This window comes from Glutamicibacter sp. NPDC127525 (genome assembly GCF_042672105.1).
Lineage (GTDB): Bacteria > Actinomycetota > Actinomycetes > Actinomycetales > Micrococcaceae > Glutamicibacter.
In genome coordinates this window covers 268,989-287,239 of the sequence record NZ_JBHXVN010000002.1, presented here as the reverse complement: position 1 = coordinate 287,239, position 18,251 = coordinate 268,989, and the positions used below count along the sequence as shown (strand labels likewise).

General features: G+C 61.3%; 20 protein-coding genes. 14 read left to right on the top strand and 6 right to left on the bottom strand.

The annotated features are described in order from the left end of the window. Window positions 1-9: 9 nt before the first annotated feature. The 3 genes from ACFVHU_RS07055 to ACFVHU_RS07045 all read left to right on the top strand — a co-directional run bounded on the left by ACFVHU_RS07055 (window position 10) and on the right by ACFVHU_RS07045 (window position 2,320). On the top strand, window positions 10-330 hold the full coding sequence (locus ACFVHU_RS07055) for a hypothetical protein (RefSeq protein WP_388023438.1): 321 nt from the start codon (window positions 10-12) through the stop codon (window positions 328-330). 198 nt (window positions 331-528) lie between these two features. Then, window positions 529-1,740, top strand: a complete 1,212-nt coding sequence (rlmN, locus tag ACFVHU_RS07050) for a 23S rRNA (adenine(2503)-C(2))-methyltransferase RlmN (protein ID WP_166650787.1) — start codon at window positions 529-531, stop codon at window positions 1,738-1,740. A 94-nt stretch (window positions 1,741-1,834) separates the two neighbouring features. Then, on the top strand, window positions 1,835-2,320 hold the full coding sequence (locus ACFVHU_RS07045) for a carboxymuconolactone decarboxylase family protein (RefSeq protein WP_359185232.1): 486 nt from the start codon (window positions 1,835-1,837) through the stop codon (window positions 2,318-2,320). Between the two features lie 50 nt (window positions 2,321-2,370). On the opposite strand, the gene ACFVHU_RS07040 is transcribed toward ACFVHU_RS07045, so the two are convergent. The 3 genes from ACFVHU_RS07040 to ACFVHU_RS07030 all read right to left on the bottom strand — a co-directional run bounded on the left by ACFVHU_RS07040 (window position 2,371) and on the right by ACFVHU_RS07030 (window position 3,771). Then, the gene (locus ACFVHU_RS07040; protein WP_388023436.1) at window positions 2,371-2,616 is read right to left on the bottom strand and encodes a hypothetical protein; all 246 of its coding nucleotides are present in this window, start codon (window positions 2,614-2,616) and stop codon (window positions 2,371-2,373) included. A gap of 153 nt (window positions 2,617-2,769) precedes the next feature. Then, entirely contained in the window at window positions 2,770-3,618 is an 849-nt protein-coding gene (locus ACFVHU_RS07035; protein WP_388023800.1) for a fibronectin type III domain-containing protein, read from the bottom strand. A 24-nt stretch (window positions 3,619-3,642) separates the two neighbouring features. Continuing rightward, window positions 3,643-3,771 (bottom strand): hypothetical protein, encoded by a 129-nt coding sequence (locus ACFVHU_RS07030; protein WP_286134044.1) that lies wholly within the window; start codon window positions 3,769-3,771, stop codon window positions 3,643-3,645. A 238-nt stretch (window positions 3,772-4,009) separates the two neighbouring features. Between ACFVHU_RS07030 and ACFVHU_RS07025 the strand changes: the two genes are divergently transcribed. After that, a complete protein-coding gene (locus tag ACFVHU_RS07025; protein ID WP_105656163.1) occupies window positions 4,010-5,206 on the top strand; it encodes a pyridoxal phosphate-dependent aminotransferase in 1,197 nt (398 codons plus the stop codon). Window positions 5,207-5,310: 104 nt separating this feature from the next. Next, on the top strand, window positions 5,311-5,667 hold the full coding sequence (locus ACFVHU_RS07020; RefSeq protein WP_105656164.1) for a DUF2695 domain-containing protein: 357 nt from the start codon (window positions 5,311-5,313) through the stop codon (window positions 5,665-5,667). Window positions 5,668-5,670: 3 nt separating this feature from the next. Here the strand turns inward: ACFVHU_RS07020 and ACFVHU_RS07015 are convergent, their stop codons facing one another. Continuing rightward, entirely contained in the window at window positions 5,671-6,345 is a 675-nt protein-coding gene (locus ACFVHU_RS07015) for a DedA family protein (protein WP_388023432.1), read from the bottom strand. Window positions 6,346-6,692: 347 nt separating this feature from the next. Between ACFVHU_RS07015 and ACFVHU_RS07010 the strand changes: the two genes are divergently transcribed. From ACFVHU_RS07010 to ACFVHU_RS06995, 4 genes are read left to right on the top strand one after another with little or no spacing between them, the layout of a single operon-like run. After that, complete coding sequence (locus ACFVHU_RS07010) at window positions 6,693-7,610, top strand: ABC transporter ATP-binding protein (protein ID WP_105656166.1); 918 nt, start codon at window positions 6,693-6,695, stop codon at window positions 7,608-7,610. After that, window positions 7,607-8,362 carry an ABC transporter permease gene (locus ACFVHU_RS07005; RefSeq protein ID WP_105656167.1) on the top strand — a complete coding sequence of 252 codons (756 nt, stop codon included), beginning with the start codon at window positions 7,607-7,609 and terminating at the stop codon, window positions 8,360-8,362. Before ACFVHU_RS07010 ends, ACFVHU_RS07005 begins: the two co-directional genes overlap by 4 nt. Beyond that, on the top strand, window positions 8,359-9,513 hold the full coding sequence (locus ACFVHU_RS07000) for a sensor histidine kinase (protein ID WP_388023429.1): 1,155 nt from the start codon (window positions 8,359-8,361) through the stop codon (window positions 9,511-9,513). Before ACFVHU_RS07005 ends, ACFVHU_RS07000 begins: the two co-directional genes overlap by 4 nt. Beyond that, the gene (locus ACFVHU_RS06995; RefSeq protein WP_105656169.1) at window positions 9,510-10,115 is read left to right on the top strand and encodes a response regulator transcription factor; all 606 of its coding nucleotides are present in this window, start codon (window positions 9,510-9,512) and stop codon (window positions 10,113-10,115) included. The genes ACFVHU_RS07000 and ACFVHU_RS06995 overlap by 4 nt, the downstream gene beginning before the upstream one ends. On the opposite strand, the gene ACFVHU_RS06990 is transcribed toward ACFVHU_RS06995, so the two are convergent. Continuing rightward, window positions 10,112-10,612, bottom strand: coding sequence for a DUF456 domain-containing protein (locus ACFVHU_RS06990; RefSeq protein ID WP_208294262.1), 501 nt, complete (start codon window positions 10,610-10,612; stop codon window positions 10,112-10,114). The two genes, ACFVHU_RS06995 and ACFVHU_RS06990, sit on opposite strands and share 4 nt — an antisense overlap. Window positions 10,613-10,947: 335 nt before the next feature. Between ACFVHU_RS06990 and ACFVHU_RS06985 the strand changes: the two genes are divergently transcribed. The 5 genes from ACFVHU_RS06985 to ACFVHU_RS06965 all read left to right on the top strand — a co-directional run bounded on the left by ACFVHU_RS06985 (window position 10,948) and on the right by ACFVHU_RS06965 (window position 16,622). Then, window positions 10,948-11,763 (top strand): ABC transporter substrate-binding protein, encoded by an 816-nt coding sequence (locus ACFVHU_RS06985; RefSeq protein ID WP_388023426.1) that lies wholly within the window; start codon window positions 10,948-10,950, stop codon window positions 11,761-11,763. 284 nt (window positions 11,764-12,047) lie between these two features. Continuing rightward, window positions 12,048-13,610, top strand: coding sequence for a sugar ABC transporter ATP-binding protein (locus tag ACFVHU_RS06980; protein ID WP_388023423.1), 1,563 nt, complete (start codon window positions 12,048-12,050; stop codon window positions 13,608-13,610). Next, the gene (locus ACFVHU_RS06975) at window positions 13,607-14,629 is read left to right on the top strand and encodes an ABC transporter permease (protein WP_105656173.1); all 1,023 of its coding nucleotides are present in this window, start codon (window positions 13,607-13,609) and stop codon (window positions 14,627-14,629) included. Before ACFVHU_RS06980 ends, ACFVHU_RS06975 begins: the two co-directional genes overlap by 4 nt. Next, window positions 14,626-15,615 (top strand): galactofuranose ABC transporter, permease protein YjfF, encoded by a 990-nt coding sequence (gene yjfF / locus ACFVHU_RS06970; protein ID WP_332727657.1) that lies wholly within the window; start codon window positions 14,626-14,628, stop codon window positions 15,613-15,615. Before ACFVHU_RS06975 ends, yjfF begins: the two co-directional genes overlap by 4 nt. Window positions 15,616-15,827: 212 nt before the next feature. After that, window positions 15,828-16,622 (top strand): enoyl-CoA hydratase/isomerase family protein, encoded by a 795-nt coding sequence (locus ACFVHU_RS06965; protein ID WP_388023419.1) that lies wholly within the window; start codon window positions 15,828-15,830, stop codon window positions 16,620-16,622. Between the two features lie 6 nt (window positions 16,623-16,628). Here the strand turns inward: ACFVHU_RS06965 and ACFVHU_RS06960 are convergent, their stop codons facing one another. Next, a complete protein-coding gene (locus ACFVHU_RS06960) occupies window positions 16,629-18,188 on the bottom strand; it encodes a long-chain fatty acid--CoA ligase (protein WP_105656176.1) in 1,560 nt (519 codons plus the stop codon). Window positions 18,189-18,251 lie beyond the last annotated feature (63 nt).

The following is an 18,251-nucleotide window of genomic DNA, read 5'->3' as shown; positions in this document are numbered from 1 at the left end:
TGATTGCGAATGGAGCATCTATCCGGATGGCGCCCAGTGGCGCAGGAAGTGCACATCGACAAGCAGCTCGCCAACGGCTCGGTCAGCGGAGAAGCCAGGGCTTACCTGGGTGAAACCGACCACGGCGAGTCCATCTGGGGCGAGACCTTCCAGCTGGAGGCGGTCATGGCCGGCACCGGTGATGCGGTGGTCACCTACGAGCATCAGGATGGATTCCGGCACTGGAGCAAAGACCGACCGGCCTCTGCCATCAGCGGGCATCTGGGGGACATGGACCTTGCCGGTGCCGTGGGCAACCTCGGCCACCTGAAGGAATCCTTCAAGTACTGAACACCCGAAGGCAGCAGTGCCGCGCCGCCAGTCGATTGGCGGCGCGGCACTGTTTTCGCGTGCCCAAACTCACCGCCAAATACTCGCGGATACATGAAACAATAGGTAGCAATGACTTCCATCGATTCCACCCCACTTTCCGCTGAAGAACGCAAGGCACTGCGCAATGAGCAGGCCGCGGCCCAGCGCGCCCAGCAGATGCGCATCTCCAAGTCCCGAGCCGAAGCCGAAGGCCGCGCCCAGGTCGTTCCAACCGCCGAAGGCTGGAAGCAGGAGATGGGTGCCGATGGTCGTCCAGAGCTGCAGTTCGCCACCAAGCGCCGCGTTTCCCAGCCGCCAACGCACCTGGCTGACCTGTCCCTGGCCGAGCGCCAGGCCAAGCTGAAGGAACTGGGACTGCCGGCCTTCCGCGCCAAGCAGCTCTCCGTGCACTACTTCCAGCACTACACCACCGACCCGGAGAAGATGAGCGATCTTCCCAAGGAGCGCCGTGCGGAACTGGCCGAGGCCATGTTCCCGAAGCTGCTCACCGAGGTCAAGCGCCTGGAAACCGATGATGGCAAGACCATCAAGTTCCTCTGGCGCCTGTTCGACGGCTCGCTGGTCGAGTCCGTGCTGATGCGCTACCCGGGCCGCATCACCCTGTGCATTTCCTCGCAGTGCGGCTGCGGCATGAACTGCCCGTTCTGCGCCACCGGCCAGGCGGGCTTGACCCGCAACATGTCCACCGCTGAAATCCTGGACCAGATCGTCCAGGCCAACCGCGTGATCGCCGAAGGCGGACTGGGCGGACGCCAGCACCCCGAGGAGCGCGTGGGCAACATCGTGTTCATGGGAATGGGCGAGCCGCTGGCCAACTACAAGCGCGTGATGAACGCCGTGCACCGCATGGTCGCCGATGCCCCCGAGGGCTTGGGCATGGCCGCCCGCGGCATCACCGTCTCCACCGTTGGCCTGGTTCCGGCGATTCGCAAGCTGACCGAGGAGAATGTCCAGGTCACCTTCGCGCTGTCGCTGCATGCGCCGGATGACGAGCTGCGCGACGAGCTGATCCCGGTCAACTCGCGCTGGAAGGTCGACGAGGCACTGGATGCCGCGTACGACTACTACGTGAAGACCGGTCGCCGTGTCTCCATCGAGTACGCGCTGATCAAGGACATGAACGACCACGAATGGCGTGCAGAAATGCTGGCCAAGAAGCTGAACGCGCGCGGCCGCGGCTGGGTGCATGTGAACCCGATTCCGCTGAACCCGGTGCCGGGCTCCATTTGGACCCGCAGCGAACCGGATATCACCTCCAAGTTCGTTCGCCGCCTCGATGAGCTCGGCGTGCCAACCACGCTGCGCGATACCCGAGGCAAGGAAATCGACGGCGCCTGCGGCCAGCTCGCAGCCGACGGCGACAAGTAGCATTTACCGTGGAGACCAGCTTTCGCTGGTCTCCACGGTGCGTTAACGACCCCTCTTCGTGCAGGAGGGCCACGCCTGCATGTATGGTTCTGATATGGCCGTTTCAGACCCGCTTTTCCTTGATAAGACCAATCCAGAGCTATGGAACTCGATTGGCAGATTTTCCAAAGATGTCGCCAAGTCCTACCGCGTAGCCGGAATCAGCGACCGCACCGCCGAGCTGGTCAACCTGCGCGTCTCGCAGATCAATGGATGTGCCTACTGCCTGGACCTGCATGCCCGCAAGGCACTGGACGCAGGGGAGAGCCTGCAACGCATCAACCTGCTGAGCACTTGGGATGAATGCGGCGGCCTGTTTAGCGAAGAAGAATGCGCAGCGTTGGCCATCGCTGAAGCCGCCACGGACCTGCCTAATCCCGATGAGCGCATAGCAGCGGTGGCTTCGGCCCGGCTGGTGCTCAGCGATGAGCAAGTGGCAGCCATCCAATGGATCGCCGTCGCCATGAATGCCTTCAACAGGATTTCCATCCTTTCGCGCCACCCGGTCAAGGAACGCGAACTGGAAAAGGCGGGCAAATAGCAAAAGGCCGCCGTTTGCCCGGGTGGGGGTAAACGGCGGCCAATACGAACTCAGGCGTTGGCTTTGCGTACGGCTTCGGTGTAGCGGCGTTCGAATTCCTCGGCGCTGACCACTTCGCGTTCCACGCGGAATGAAGACTCGTCAATCCCCAGAACCGCAGCGATCAGTGAGCGGGTGTAAAGGGCGATCTTGCGTGATTTCCGGGTGGACGTCACATGGTCCAATTCCGGAACCCAGATGTTCCACCAGCTGCCTTCCTTGCCGACTACTGCCTTGAAAACGCGTTGCTCACTCATCTGTTGCCTTACTCTCTACGATGCTCTGACCAGCGTCTTGCCGTCTGCTTCAATACTCCACTACGCGCAGCCGTGGCGACAAGTCGTCGCTGCCGTGGGCACTACTTCGCCAGCGGCACGCCATCCTTGCCTACCGCGAAGCTCACGACGTCGTCATAGGCGCGTCGCTCGGTCTTTTCCAACTGGTATTCCGAATCCTGCTGGGGGAAAATGTGAACCGGGGTCAAGGTCGGTTTCCGTGCCGTAGCCGCCGTTCAGCGCCGCATAGGTTTCCCAATTGCCCAAAGCTGGAAGCAGCGGAACGCTGGAGGCCAAGTCCGAATGCTCGCCGGCCACATGGCCGAAGAACTCATCCCACGCCGGCTGGTATCCCGAACCCTGGGTGAGATCGCCTGCCATCATGACCAGGTCCGGATCGGCAGCTTCGATGTGCTTGAGGTTCTCGTTGAATGCGGTGGACTGGTCCAGCGGGTAGCGCAGGGTCGGTTCGCCGTTGCGGGTGGTCATGCCGAACTGCTGGTCCCATTTGGACCCCGCGCCCGGACGCTGGATGGAATCTGCGGTGTAGCCGTTGACCGGGGAGAGCTCCCACTCGCGGTGTTCAGTGCGTCCGCGTGGTTCGGTTTCAGAATCTGAGAACGCAATGATGCGCACGTTTTTCCACGCCCCGCCCTTGGGAGCTGTTTTGAAAGCCGCGCTGTGGGTTTCTCCTGATTGGGTCACGGTGTAGTTGTAGGACTTTCCGGGCAGCAGGCCCTGGAAGGTCACCGAGTGCTTGTAGTTCGAATTCGACTTCAACCACGAGCCCTGTTCCAAGCCCTCGATCTGCTGATCAAGTTCGGCCCGGGTGTATTCCATGAGATCCAGGTACTGTGGTGCGCTGCTCTGCTTCCCGGACTTTCCCAGTCCCGGTCCCGAGAGGCTTATCGTGCCCGGCTCATCGGTTTCGCTGATCCAGTTGATGGTCATCGACGTGGCAGCAGGAGCTTGGAGGTAGGGCAGTACGCGGAAACCCGGTTCTGGGGACTAGGCCGTTACCGCTGGAAGCGCGGAAGCAGCGGTTCCTGGCAGAGCAGCGGCGCTGGCTGCCGGCGCCAAGACCAACGGGATCAATACAGCGGCGGCAAGTGCGGCCGAGAGGGGCTTGTTGTTCATAGTGCGTTCTCCTGTGCGAGGTGTCGCCTGCAAAAGGCGGGTACCTTGAGGATGCCCGGGGCGCGTGCCCCAAGGGTGGATATGAGGCAAACGAAGGGTGAACTGGGTCGGTGAGCCTGCTCACCGGCTGTCTCGCGCACTAATACCAAGCTGGAGCCGATAGCCTTGAAGCAGATAGCTGAGAAGATCAAAGCGAGGGCGCTTCGGTTTTCCACGCCTGCGAAAAGAAGGACAAACAGTGCAAGCCTCCCAGCGTTCCAAGGTAGCTCCCTTTGAAGTGATGCAAATTGTTGATCAGGTCGCCACGATGCGGACCTCCGGCCACGACGTGATCTCGTTGTGCGTGGGAGAACCTGGCGGCGGTGCTCCAGCGGCCGTGAATGACCTGGCCGCGAAGCTGCATGCCGAGCATGCCGACTTCGGGTACACCTCAACTGCGGGACTGCTCGAAACCCGACAGGCCTTATCGAAGCACTACCTCGATACCTATGGCTTACAGATCCCCGCAAAGAACTTCGTGATGACCACAGGTTCCTCCGGTGCATTCCAGCTTTCGTTCTTGGCAGCCTTCGATGCTGGAGACGTGGTGGCGCTGGCCCGTCCCGGCTACCCGGCCTACGCCAATATTCTGGGTGCCCTGGGGCTGGAAGTTGTCGACCTGCCCACCGGTGCAGCGCAGCGTTACCAGCCCACCGTGCAGCTGCTTGAGGCGGCCAAGAAGGAGCATGGACGCCTCGATGGGCTGGTTGTTGCGTCGCCGAATAATCCCACCGGAACCATGTTCAGCGCAGGCGAGCTCTCGGACTTGGCCACCTGGTGCGAAGCAAATGATGTGCGGCTGATTAGCGATGAAATCTATCACGGCATTGAATTCGTCCCAGACCGCAAGGCACATACCTCGTGGGAGTTCTCCCGCTCGTCCATCGTTGTCTCCTCCTTCTCCAAATACTGGGGGATGACCGGCTGGCGCCTGGGCTGGATGATCGTGCCCGATGAGCTAGTGCCAACGGTGGACGCACTGGCTTCGAACCTCGCCTTGTGCGCTCCAGCGCCAGCACAGCGCGCGGTGGTAGCTGCCTTTGAACAGCGGAGCCTCGATGAAGCCAATGAGCGCGTGGACGAGTTCGCCCGCACCCGAGCCCACGTGTTGGAGCACTTCAGCAGCTTGGGCATCAGCGAGGCAGCTCCCGCCGATGGGGCTTTCTACCTCTACGGCCGGTTGGCCCCCGAAGTCTTGGAGCATTTCGGTTCTGCGGGCAAGTACTGCCAAGCGGTTTTGGAGCATGCGCATGTTGCGCTGACCCCTGGCGGCGACTTTGATCCGTTCGAAGGCCACCTGTTTATCCGCTTGTCCTTCGCGGCCGGATATGAGCGTGTGGCAGAAGCCCTGGAACGCGTTGCGGCTTTCCTACGGCAGAGCTTGGCAGGAAGCTAGTTTTCCACATTAGGTGAGCAATGCGCTGCGCGCGGCGCTTCAAAATGGACAGTGGATGGCAGTAACGCTTCGTTACTGCCATCCACTGTTTCAAGGAGCCACCAATGCCTGCAGTACTCGAACCTGTCGAACATGAATGCCTTGCGTGCTATTTGTATCGTGCGGTCTGCGCGCAAGGATGCGACGGGACCCATCTCTTCCTCTTGTCTTATCGCGATGCGAGCGCTCCGCGAGCTACCGCGATTGACCGGAAAATGCAGCTGCTGGGCGGATTCTGCGACTGCGAAGTGCTGGCCAATGCCATCCGCCCGATCACGCGTGAAGCGATTCAAGCCGTGGACAATGACGAAAATCTTGTCTGCAAAGGAGTACGCCGCGGCACAATCCAACCATGTGAACATTGGTTGATGCGCCGCGGCGTACAGTGGGGCGGCGGTCAGTTCCGCCGCCGAAGTGCTTGAAGATCAGTTTTCGGGGGTCTTGCTCTTCGGCTTGCGGGCCTTGAGCAGTTCAACACCAATAGGGATCACCGAGATGAGGACGATCAGGATGAAGATCAGGTCGATGTTCTCTTCGATCCAGGTGAATTGGCCCAGCCAATAACCCAGCAATGTGACGCCGATACCCCACAGGGCGGCACCGATCAGGTTGTAGAGGATGAAGGTCTTGTGGTTCATCCTCGCTACGCCAGCGATTACCGGGACGAAGGTGCGGACCACTGGAACGAAGCGTGCCAGGATCACCGCGCGGCCGCCGAACTTCTCGAAGAACTCGTGGGCCCGCTCAACGTTCTTCTGCGAGAAGAAGCGGGAATCCGGTTTCTTGAAGATGGCAGGTCCGGATTTCTTGCCAATGATGTAGCCGGTCTGGTCACCTGCGAAGGCGCAGACAAAGATCGCGGCGGCGAAGAGCCACAACGGAATTTGGATGGTGCCGGTGGCAATGAGCATGCCAACGGTGAAGAGCATCGAGTCGCCTGGCAGGAAGAAGCCCACCAGCAAGCCGGTCTCGGCGAAGACAATGGCGCAAACCAGCAGCAAGACCCATGGGCCAAGCGCGGGGTTGTTCAGGAAGACGACTGGGTTCAACCAGTCGGGCAGGAAAGCCGCGCCCATGGTTGGAGCCGCATAATCGGTCACAAGGGAAAGAAACGAAGAATGATCTAGCACAGCAAAAATCCTACGTGAGTACGCTGTGAGTTTCCCAGAGTGCCATCCGTAATCTCTGATGGGGGACAACCCGGCCACAAGGGCGAAAATCTCCAAGTTGTTCGTTGACCCGTAGTGATCATGGCTTTTCACGGGGCCAGCAACGAGAGCCGAGGGAGCATTGGGAAGCGGCAAGTTGCCAAGCTCACAGCGGGATTCGACGTAAAAGTCGGCGAGGTTGCATCGAGCCACCTGGATTCGGTCCATGACAACGGTCATGGGCAACGCATGACTTTCTGCTCTTCTGCACACCCGGCAAAGGGGGAAGACTAAGAAGCATGGAAACGCTGATTAGAACGAATGCAGTTTCGCTCAGCGGCTTGAAGAAGACCTTCTCAACGCCGCGCAGCAAAGTTGAAGCAGTCAAGGGCATTGACCTGCAGATCCAGACCGGACAGATCGTGGCCTTCCTAGGACCCAACGGAGCTGGCAAGACGACAACCGTGGACATGATCCTGGGCCTGACCCAACCCACAGGAGGGTCGGTGGAAATCCTCGGCTTGGATCCGCGCCAAGCCATCTCCGCTGGAAGGGTCTCTGCCGTCTTGCAAACCGGTGGGTTGCTGCGCGATATGACCGTCAAGGAGACAGTGTCAGTCATCGCCCACATGCATGAGCAAGCAGATCGCATTGGGCCGGTCATGGAACGCACGGGGCTGGATAAAATCGCCAAGCGGCGCGTGGGCAAATGCTCTGGCGGCGAGCAGCAGCGCATCAAGTTCGCTTTGGCTCTGCTGCCCGACCCGGATGTACTGATCCTCGATGAGCCAACTGCCGGAATGGACGTGATGGCCCGCCGGGATTTCTGGGCCACGATGCGAGAAGAAGCTACCGAAGGGCGCACCGTCATTTTCGCCACGCACTATCTGGAAGAAGCCCAGAACTTCGCAGAACGCACCGTGCTGATGAGCCAAGGCCGCATTGTCGCCGACGGCGCCACCGAAGAGCTGCGCAAGCTCATCTCCGGACGCACCGTCAGCGCTTCCTTCCCCTCGGCGGAGCATGCCGAACGAGCCGGAGCTTTTGATAATTCGGTGCAGGTAGCCGAACGCAACGGATTGCGCTTCGCTTTCCACAGCGTCGATTCGGACCGCTTCGCGGCCGCCCTGCTCGCCGACTACCAGGGCTACGACCTGGAAATTTCCTCGCCGAGCCTGGAAGAGGCCTTCATCCAGCTGACCAAGGACGCATCATGATGAGCACCTACATCCGCGTGGAATTCGCACGGCACTTCCGCGATGGGTACAACCTGATCTTCGCCCTGCTGCTGCCCGCCGCCATGTACATCCTGTTCGGCAACATCCCCAGCTACACCGAGTTCGAGCTGGGCGCAGGCAACGTGAAGTTCTATCTGATGATTTCCATGGCAGCCTACGGGGCGGCGGTCAGCACTGTGGCAATCGCCGGGACCGTGGCCACCGAAACCATGCAGGGATGGGGCAGGCAAATAGCCTTGACCAAAATGCCGCCGGCCATGTTCGTCAGCAGCAAGATGATCGTCGCGGCCACCGTAGCCGGTGCCTCGGCAGCAGTAGTCTTCGCCCTGGGCGCCGCGACTGGAGCCGAAGTGCAAGAAGGCTGGATCTGGGGAGCGAGCTACCTGATCATCCTGCTCGGCGCCATGGTCTTCGCCTGCTACGGCATCGGGGTGGGCATGGTGTTCAAATCCGAATCGGCCCTGGGCCTGGCCTCAGGCCTGATGGTGTTCTTCGCCTTCTTCGGCAATGTCTTCATGCCCCTGGAAGGAGGCATGCTCGACGCGGCCCGCTTCACCCCGATGTACGGCTACGTAGCCCTGGCCCGCTACCCGTTGCTCAAGGACATGCCCGCCGGAGTAGAAATGGCCCCGGACGCGTTGTGGATCCCAACCGCTAACCTAGTGGCATGGGCACTCATCTTCGTTCTCTTCGCGGTACTCGCCACCAGGAAGGCCAAGGCACGCCAGTGAGCCGCAACCTGCCCAGCACCGCGCCAGCGGACGATCCGCTCTGCGAGATCGACGAGGACCAGAAATTCTGGGATCGCCGAGGTTGGCTGGTCGCCGGCGTCTGGGTGATTTTCCTGGTCTTCCCGGTGCTGGACCTGGTTATCGAAGACTACGCGCTGCCCACCCGGATCATCGGCTTGGCGCTGATCGCCCTCTTCGCCGCCGTTTACCTGCAGTCCTACGCCAGGTTCTCCCAGAAGATCGGGCAGGGCGGAACCAGCGCTCGCCGGGCGCATGCGAACTTCCTGGTCCTCTGCGCGATTATCGCCCTGGGCATTCCGGTCATCGGGTTGACCGCCATGGGGCTCTTCCCCTTCATCACCTCCTTCGCGATCTTCTTGCTGAACAGGAAATGGGCCATCGCGGCCTATGCCGCGGTGCTGGTGCTCAGTTTCGCGCTGCCCATCATCTTCGGGCAGTTCATGGACGCGATCTTCCTGATCGGCCTGAACCTCGTGCTGATGGTGGTGTACGCGATTACCGTGGCCGCTATTCGGCGCTCGGCCGCAGCAGAAAAGATCCGCAGCGACTACCTGCTGGTCGCCGAGCAGGAGCGCGTGGCCAGGGACGTGCATGATGGCATCGGGCATTCGCTGACCGCATTGAATTTGAAGGCGCAGCTGGCCCTGCGCCTGATGGACCAGGAACAGTACGCCCAGGCCCGCGGAGAACTGGAACAACTCAGCGCCCTGGCCGTGGACGCGCTGGACTCCGTGCGCACGACGGTGCAGGGGCTCAGCCGCCAGGACCTGGCCGGGGAGCTGGCCGAGCTGCAGCAGGCGTGCGACGACAACAACCTCGAATTCACGGTGGCAGGAACCGCCGAGCAAGTCCCGATGCAGCTGCGTTCGCATGTGGCATGGATCCTGCGCGAAGCGGTCACCAATGTGCTGCGCCACGCGCACGCCAGCACCATCGTGCTGCATCTGGAACCCGGAAAAGTCAGCGTCGATGACGACGGGGATGGCCTGCAAGCCAGCACGCCAGGCCACGGCATCCGGGGAATGCAGGAACGCGCCAAGCAATTCGGTGCCAGTTGTACAGTAGGGGCATCGCGGCTGGGCGGAACCAGCGTGCAAGTGGCCTTCGAGGCAGAGGGGAGTGCAGCGTGATCCGGATACTCATCGCCGATGACCAGCACCTGGTCCGGGGCGCGCTGGCAGCCTTGCTGAACCTCGAAGAAGACATCCACGTCGTTGCGCAATGCGCCGATGGTGACGAGGTCGCCGCCGCACTGGACGCGCACCCTGCCGACATCGCGTTGCTGGATGTGCAGATGCCACGGCACGACGGGCTGCGCACCGCAGCAGAACTCAAGGCCAGCCACGCCGAGGTGAAGGTGCTGATCCTGACCACCTTTGACCGTCCCGGATATTTCCGCCAGGCCTTCGAAGCCGGAGCGCACGGCTTCCTGGTCAAGGATTCTCCGCCGGCCGAGCTGATTGCCGCCATCCGCAGGGTCTATTGCGGGGACAAGGTAGTGGATCCGCAGCGTGCCATGCTCAGCGTGGAGAGTCGCAGCAACCCGCTGACCGGGCGTGAGCGCGAGATCCTTTCACTGGCCGCCTCCGGCTCGCCGGTATCGCAGATTGCCTCGGCGGTGCACCTGTCGGTGGGAACCGTGCGCAACCACCTGTCCAATGCGATCGGCAAAACCAGCACTGCCAACCGCATCGAGGCCGCGCGCTACGCCCGCGAGATGGGCTGGATCTAGCGCGTTACGAAGTGGGTAATCAGGCCGATAACCCAAATGGAGGAGGCCAGCAGCACGCAGCCGAATTCCACGACGATGCCCAGGCCCATGGCCTTCAACGCAGCCCAGGATGAGCCGAGCGCGCCGGAGACTTCGCGCCGGCGCACGCTTTCACCGGCGAATAGGCCCACTGCGAAACCGACGAACATGCCGATCACGGGAATGAGGAAAGCACCGGCGATGGCACCCACGACCGCAAAGAGAATGGAACCCTTGGGGATTTGATGTTCCTTGAGTTTCTTGCCGGTCAGGATCGCAGAGGCGGACCAGCCCAGCAGTGCGATCGCCATACCCAGGCCGGCCGCCCACCAGGAAGCGCCGGAACCCAGCAGCCAGCCCCAGCCCAAGAGCGTGCCGATCGTCAGCAACGAGCCGGGCAGCACCGGGAAGATGGTGCCCAATGCCGATACAACTAGCAGCAGCCCGGCGATGATCGTGTAAATAATTTGTGCATCCACATGCCCAGTTTCGCACACTGCATCCTTACATGAGGCGCACCGTCAAGCAGGACAAGAATTCAGGGATATTTGTTCCGAATGCCGAGCTGACGAACAAACAATTGATTAAATCCGGATAATTTCCCTTCTCTCATTGATTCCTTTTTACCTAGTCGGATATCGATTTAGATTGAAAACCGTCGCCCGTTGGCAATGGAAAAAGAAATCAAAAGCCGGAAGGCTCTTCACACCCTAAATTGTTAGCGCTAACATTGTGACCATCGACACATTTTTCTGGTGCCGGAGACCATTCACTCCACCATTATCCGGCGGGGACCTACGAGGAGGAACTCACGATGAAACGACAGACCTTTTTGCGCACTGGCTTGGCAACGCTCAGCATCGCAGCTATGGCAGCCATGAGCGCATGCGCCGGCTCGGATTCCAGTGGCAGCGAAGGCGGAGGATCCGGTTCTGAGACCATTACCATCGGTTTCTCGCAGGTTGGCGCCGAGTCCGGGTGGCGCGCGGCGAATACCAAGGACATCCAAGACACCCTGACCGAAGAAAACGGCTTCAAGCTCAGCTTCTCTGATGCCCAGCAGAAGCAGGAGAACCAGATCCAGGCTCTGCGCTCGTACATCGCGCAGGGCGTTGACGTCCTGGCGTTTTCCCCAGTGGTAGAAACGGGCTGGGATGCTGTGCTGCAAGAAGCCAAGAGCGCCAATATCCCGGTGATCCTCACGGACCGCGCCGTTGACACCACCGATGACACGCTCTTTGCCTCGTTCATCGGCTCCGACTTCATTGAAGAAGGACAGCGGGCCGGGGATTGGGTTGTAGAGAATCTGGACAAGGACCTGAAGGTTGTCGAACTGCAGGGAACTACCGGCTCGGCACCGGCCATCGACCGCAAGGAAGGCTTCGGAAAGGCCATTGAGGGCACGGACATCGAGATTATCGACTCGCAGACCGGTGACTTCACCCGTGCAGGCGGCAAGCAGGTCATGGAAGGTTTCTTGAACTCCCATGACGATATCGATCTGGTCTTCGCCCATAACGATGACATGGGCTTGGGCGCCATTGAAGCCATCGAGGCAGCAGGCAAGAAGCCAGGCGAGGACATCAAGATTGTCACCATTGACGCGGTCAAGGACGGCATGCAGGCATAGGTTGACGGCAAGATCAACTACATCGTCGAATGCAACCCGCTGCTGGGCGAGGATTTGGCAGAAATCGCCAAGAAGGTTGTAGCCGGCGAATCTGTGGAGAAGCGCATCGTCGTTGAAGACGCCGCCTTCACCCAGGATGAAGCGGCCGAGGTCCTGGCCGATCGCACCTACTAGAAACGCAGGCAAGAGCACGAACCGGCGGGCCAAAAGCTGGCCCGCCGGTTCACCACCAGGTGGCAGGACAAGCAACTCGCAGAGGCAAGTTAATGATTGATTCAACACCCATGTCACGGACTGAGGAAATCACCGTGCAGCATTCCCCTACAACGAAGCCCATCGTTCAAATGGCTGGAATATCCGTGGAGTTCCCCGGGGTCAAAGCATTGGACAACGTTGGCTTCCGGCTTTTTCCCGGTGAAGTCCACGCCCTGATGGGGGAGAACGGCGCTGGAAAGTCTACCCTGATCAAGGCTCTGACTGGAGTGAATCCGATCGCTTCCGGAACCATCACGGTTAACGGCAACGACACCCGCTTCACAGGCCCCGCCGATGCCCGCGAACGCGGCATCTCTACGGTGTACCAAGAGGTGAATCTCTGCACCAATCTCACCGTGGCCGAAAACATCATGCTCGGCAGCGAGCCTCGCCGTTTCGGTGGTCTTGACTGGCGAACCATGCGGCGCCAGGCCAAAACCTATCTGGAACGGATGGGGCTGAAGATAGACCCGGCCAGCTCGCTGGGGTCCCATTCATTGGCCGTCCAGCAGCTGGTGGCCATCAGCCGCGCCATGGTGGTCGACGCCAAGGTGCTGATTCTCGATGAACCGACCTCGAGCCTGGATACCGACGAGGTGGCCCAGCTCTTCGAAGTCATGCGGAAGTTGCGTGATGATGGTGTGGCGATCCTCTTCGTGTCGCACTTCCTGGACCAGATCTACGCCATTGCCGACCGCATTACCGTGCTGCGCAACGGGCAATTGGTGGAAGAACGAGAGAAGGACCAGCTGCCGCAACGTGAACTGGTCTCGCTGATGATCGCTGGCACCTCCGATGCCCAAGTGGGCGGCGCCAATGAACGCACCGCCGCAACCGAACGCGCGGCCGACGCCGAACCGTTGCTGCAGGCAGTGGGACTCGGGCGCAAGGGAGCGGTGCAGCCTTTCGATCTGGACCTCTATCCCGGGGAAGTCATCGGCTTGGCCGGCCTGCTGGGCTCAGGCCGTACCGAACTCGCGCGCCTGCTTTACGGAGCGGACAAGGCAGATTACGGGGTGATCAAGCTGGGCGGGAAACCGGTGAAGCTGCGAACTCCCCGGCAGGCCCTGGGCCGCAAAATCGCCTACACATCCGAAGACCGCAAGGGTGAAGGGGTTGTGGGGGAGCTGACCGTGGCCGAGAACATCATCCTCGGCCTGCAGGCAGCGCGCGGATGGATCCGCCCGCTGCCCAAGACCAAAGCCACCCAAATCGTGGACGCCTATATCAAGGCACTGGGCGTCCGTCCGGCCAATCCGAACGCCCTGCTCAAGAACCTCTCGGGCGGGAATCAGCAGAAAGTTCTGCTGGCCCGCTGGCTCGCCACCGCTCCGAAGCTGTTGCTCCTCGATGAGCCCACCCGCGGAATCGACATCGGCGCGAAGACCGAAATCATGAACCTGGTCTCCGAACTAGCTGAACAGGGCATGTCGGTGGTCTTCATCTCCGCTGAGCTAGAAGAAGTCCTGCGCCTCTCGGATCGCATCGTTGTGATGCGCGATCACGCCAAGGTTGCCGAAATTCCAAGCACTCCAGATGTGGATGTGCCACGCCTGATCGAAATCATCGCCACCGGGGAAGAAAACAAATGACCCGTATTTACAAGCATCGCCTGTTTTGGCCAGCGATTGCGCTGCTCGCGCTGCTGCTAGCCTGCACCATCAAGCGCCCGGACATCCTGGGCATCAGCGTGCTGGACGGGCACCTGTTCGGTGCCCCCATAGACATCCTGCGCAATAGCTCGCCGCTGCTGCTGGTTGCCGTGGGCATGACTCTGGTGATCGCCACCCGCGGCATCGACCTGTCGGTGGGTGCCACCGTCGCGATCTCCGGAGCCGTGGCGCTGACATTCATCGCCAGCTCGGCCAATCCGGGATCCGCAGGTACAGCCGTCGGCGCCGTCATCGTGGCCTTGGGGCTGTGCCTGATCCTCGGCGCATTCAACGGCGTGCTGGTGGCGAACTTCGGCATCCAGCCGATCGTCGCCACGCTGATCCTGATGACTGCCGGCCGCGGTGTGGCCATGCTGATTACCAACGGCCAGATCACCACGGTCAATAGCGCACCTTTCAGCAAACTGGCCTCGGGCTATGTGCTGGGCCTGCCGGTGGCCGCGATCATCGCTTACGGCGTGTTTGCGGTGGTGGCCCTCGTGGTACGGCGTACTGCGCTGGGCATGCTGCTCGAAGCGGTAGGCATCAACCCGGAAGCCAGCCGGCTTTCAGGGGTGAAATCAAGAACTCTGGTATTCACCGTCTATGTGTTGTGCGGCCTGCTATCGGGCCTGGCCGGACTGATCTTCGCCGGCAACACCATGGCCGCTGATGCCAACAATGCGGGACTGTTCATAGAGCTGGATGCCATTCTCGCCGTGGTTATCGGCGGCACGTCCCTGGCCGGCGGCAAGTTCAACCTCGCGGGCACCATGATTGGCGTGCTGATCATTACCACCCTGAGCCTGGCTGTGACCGTTCTGGGCGTTTCACCGCTGGTCACTTCGCTATTCAAAGCCATCGTGGTCATTGCCGTGACCTTGATGATGTCAACCCGGCTGCGCGCCATGCTCGGTTCCTTGCGCGAACGCCGCCGCTACCAGGAGGTGGGAGCATGAGCATCCTCAGTGTTCCGCGCAAGTCCATATCCAAATTGAATGTGGACCGGCGCTACCTGCCGGTTCTGGGCACTGTGGTCGTCTTCGGGCTGATGCTCGTCATCGGCGGAGTGCGCTACGAGAATTTCCTTTCGCCCGCTGTACTATCCAACCTGTTCATCAACAATGCCCACTTGATCGTGCTGGCAGCAGGAATGACGTTCGTGATTCTCACCGGCGGCATCGACCTGTCGGTCGGTGCGGTGCTGGCCCTGTCCTCGGTCATCACCGCAACCATGCTCAATGCCGGGATCCCGTTGTCCCTGGTGCTGCCTATCGCGATTCTCAGCGGGTCGATCATCGGCCTGGGCATGGGAGTGATGATCCAGTACTTCGAGGTGCAGCCCTTCGTGGCTACCTTGGCCGGCATGTTCTTGGCCCGCGGCCTGTGCTTCATCTTCGCCCCGGAATCCGTGCCGATCCGCGATGAGGGTTTTGTCGCCCTGTCGAGCTGGGGTGTTTCTGCGGGGCGCTGGCGGTTGACCGCGGCCGTGGTCATCGCCGTGCTGGTGATTGCCGGGTCCTGGTGGGTGCTGCACCGCACCCGTTTCGGCCGCACCGTTTACGCGGTGGGCGGCGGCGAGCAATCAGCCACCCTGATGGGATTGCGTGTGGCACGCACCAAGGTGGTTGTCTACGTCATCTCCGGCACCTGTGCGGCGCTGGGCGGAATCCTCTTCGCCATGTTCTCGCGCTCGGGCTATGCGCTGACCGGTGTGGGCATGGAGCTCGACGCGATCGCCGCAGTGGTTATCGGTGGAACCCTGCTTGTCGGCGGCATGGGCTTCATTCTCGGCTCGGTGGTTGGCGTGATGGTGCTCGGACTGATCCAAACCATCATCACCTTCGAGGGAACCTTGAGTTCCTGGTGGACCAAGATCGTGATCGGCGGATTGCTGCTGATCTTCGTGGTCTTGCAACGAATTCTTACCTTGCGGCGAAATTAAGCCCGGAAGGGAAGGGCCCAGGGCCCGGTATTAGCGTACCGGGCCCTGGGTCGTATCCAGCCACCTAGCTCCAATTCGCGTACAACGAACCGGGAAGTAATAATTTCCAGCCTGGACAACAGCTTGCCCCCATTTCGCGATAGATTGCGAAGTGGGGGCATTGCTATTGCCTCTAAAACTTCTGCGGCTTGCACGCGACTGGGAGGAACCTGATGGGCAAGGACAATGAAGCACGGGTCAGCGTAGAAATAGCCGGGTCCACTGCCGTGGTGCTGCTGGATAACCCGGGCCAACTCAACGCGCTCACCAAGGACATGTGCCTGCAGCTGGTGGGCGCCTTTGCCGGCCTTTCGACCGACGACGAGGTCAGTTCCATTGTGGTTCGCGGCGCGGAAGGGAACTTCTGCGCTGGAATTGCCATCGACGAGATGGACCAGGTGCTCTTCGACCGGGACGCCGACGGGGAGCTGATCAACCATTTCGACCTGCTCGACAAGATCATCGTGGGCTGCCCGAAAACCACCATCGCGGTGGTGGAAGGCCATTGCTTTGGCGGGGCCTGGCAGCTGGCCTCGGCCTGCGATATCCAGTTGGCCTCGGATAACGTGCGACTCGCGATCACCCCAGCAAGAATCGGGCTGGTTTTCCCGCGGCCGGGCATCGAACGGCTGGTGCGTACCGTGGGGGAGCACCGGGCCAAGTACCTGCTGTTTTCCGGCGCGGAGATTTCCATTGCCGAGGCGGAACGCTGGGGCATGTTCACCCGCGTGATTGCCCATGGGCAGCTCGAAGAAGAGCTGGCCGCACTGCTGGGCAAGCTGTCCGCGAACTCGCCATATTCCATTGCGCGCACCAATGAGGCCATCAACTTGGTGCGCCAGGGAGAAGCCACCGAGGGCTGGTGGGAAGCGATGTGGGAAGAGAACGGGGCGAACGCGGACCTGGCCGAAGGCAGATCCGCGTTCTGCTCGCGCCGCACACCGGATTACGGTGGACTGCCCCAGTAGTGTTCGCTAGTCCTGCTCGGCAGTGAACTGCGCAACCAGTTCGCGCTTGAGGATCTTCCCGCTGGGACCCAGCGGGAATTCCTGGACGATCTCGATCAGCCGCGGATACTTGTACGCGGCCATCTGCTTGCTGGCCCACGCCACCAGCTCCTGCGCGCCCAGCGTGGAGCCGGCCTCCAAGGTCACCGATGCGGCAATCTCCTGTCCGTGGGTTTCGTGCGGCACCCCGTACACGGCGGCATTGGAAATCTCCGGATGGGAAACCAGTACCTCTTCGATTTCGCGCGGGTACACGTTGTAGCCGTTGCGCAGGATCATGTCCTTGGTCCGGTCCAGGATGCGCAGGTAGCCATCCTCGTCCTTGGTCCCCAGATCCCCGGTGCGGAACCAGCCATCAACCACCGCTTCGGCCGTGGCCTCAGGCCGGTTCAGGTAGCCGGAGAACAAGTTGTGCCCGCGCACTACCAGCTCGCCCAGCTCCCCGCGCGGCAGCAGCCGGATTTCATCGGGGCAGGCAGGATCGGCGATTTCCACATCCACGCCCCAGACCGGGGTGCCCACGGTCCCGGGCCGCGGGTCGACGCCCACATGGTTGAAGCAAGCCACCGGCGAGGTCTCGGTCAGCCCGTAGCCCTCGTGGATCCGCGCGCCGAAGCGCTGCTCGAAGGCGGTGAGGATGGATACCGGAAGCGAGGCTCCTCCGGAAATGGCGTAGCGCAGTTTTTCCGGCATCCCTTCGCGCTGCTTGCCCGCTTCGAGCAGAGCCACATACATCGTGGGCACCCCGAAGAAGACGTCGATGCCAGCCTCCAACAACAGTTCCAGGGCCCCTTCGGCGGTGAATTTGGGCAACAGCATGACCTCGGCCCCCACCCGCAGCCCGGTATTGAGCACGCAGGTCTGGCCGAAGGTGTGGAACAGCGGCAACCCGCCGAAGAGCTTGTCGCCGCGGCGCAATTCCATGGTGTTCAGCAATGTGGTGTGGGTCTGCTCGATCAACGCCAGATGCGTGCCCAGCGCACCCTTGGGCTTGCCGGTGGTGCCCGAGGTGTACAGGATCGTGGCCAGGTCTTCGGGGCGGCGCGGCAGGTAGGTGCCAATCGGCGCGGCGTGCCGGGCCAGGTCTTCCAACCGGATGGCGCCCGATTCCTCCGGAGCCAGCACGCTGAGCACCGGCACCCCGGAAGCGGCGGCCCCCGCTGCTCCTTCTGCGAGCAGGGGTGCGGCGCAGATCATCAGCTTGGCTTCGGAATCCTCCAGGATGTAGGAGATCTCGCGCGCCTTGAGCAGCGCGTGGACCGGTACCGCTACGGCGCCCAGGGCCAGAACCGCGTAGTAGGCGCGGGCGAAGTCCGTGACGTTGGGAATGAGCAAGGCCACCCGGTCGCCCGCCTCGATGCCTTGGGCTTGCAGAGCTCCGGCGTATTGCCGGGCCTGCTCCCACAGCTGCTCATAGGTGGTGCTGCGGCCATCGACGGTGATGGCGTTCAGCTCGCCGTAGCGGGCAGCCCCTTCTGCGAGGATGGCCGCCACTGAAACAGTGAGATTGGATGTGGAAACGCTCATGGTGAACTCCTCGGGTTGCCCAGCACTGCATTGTGTGCCGTGTCACATTAAACCATATTGGAA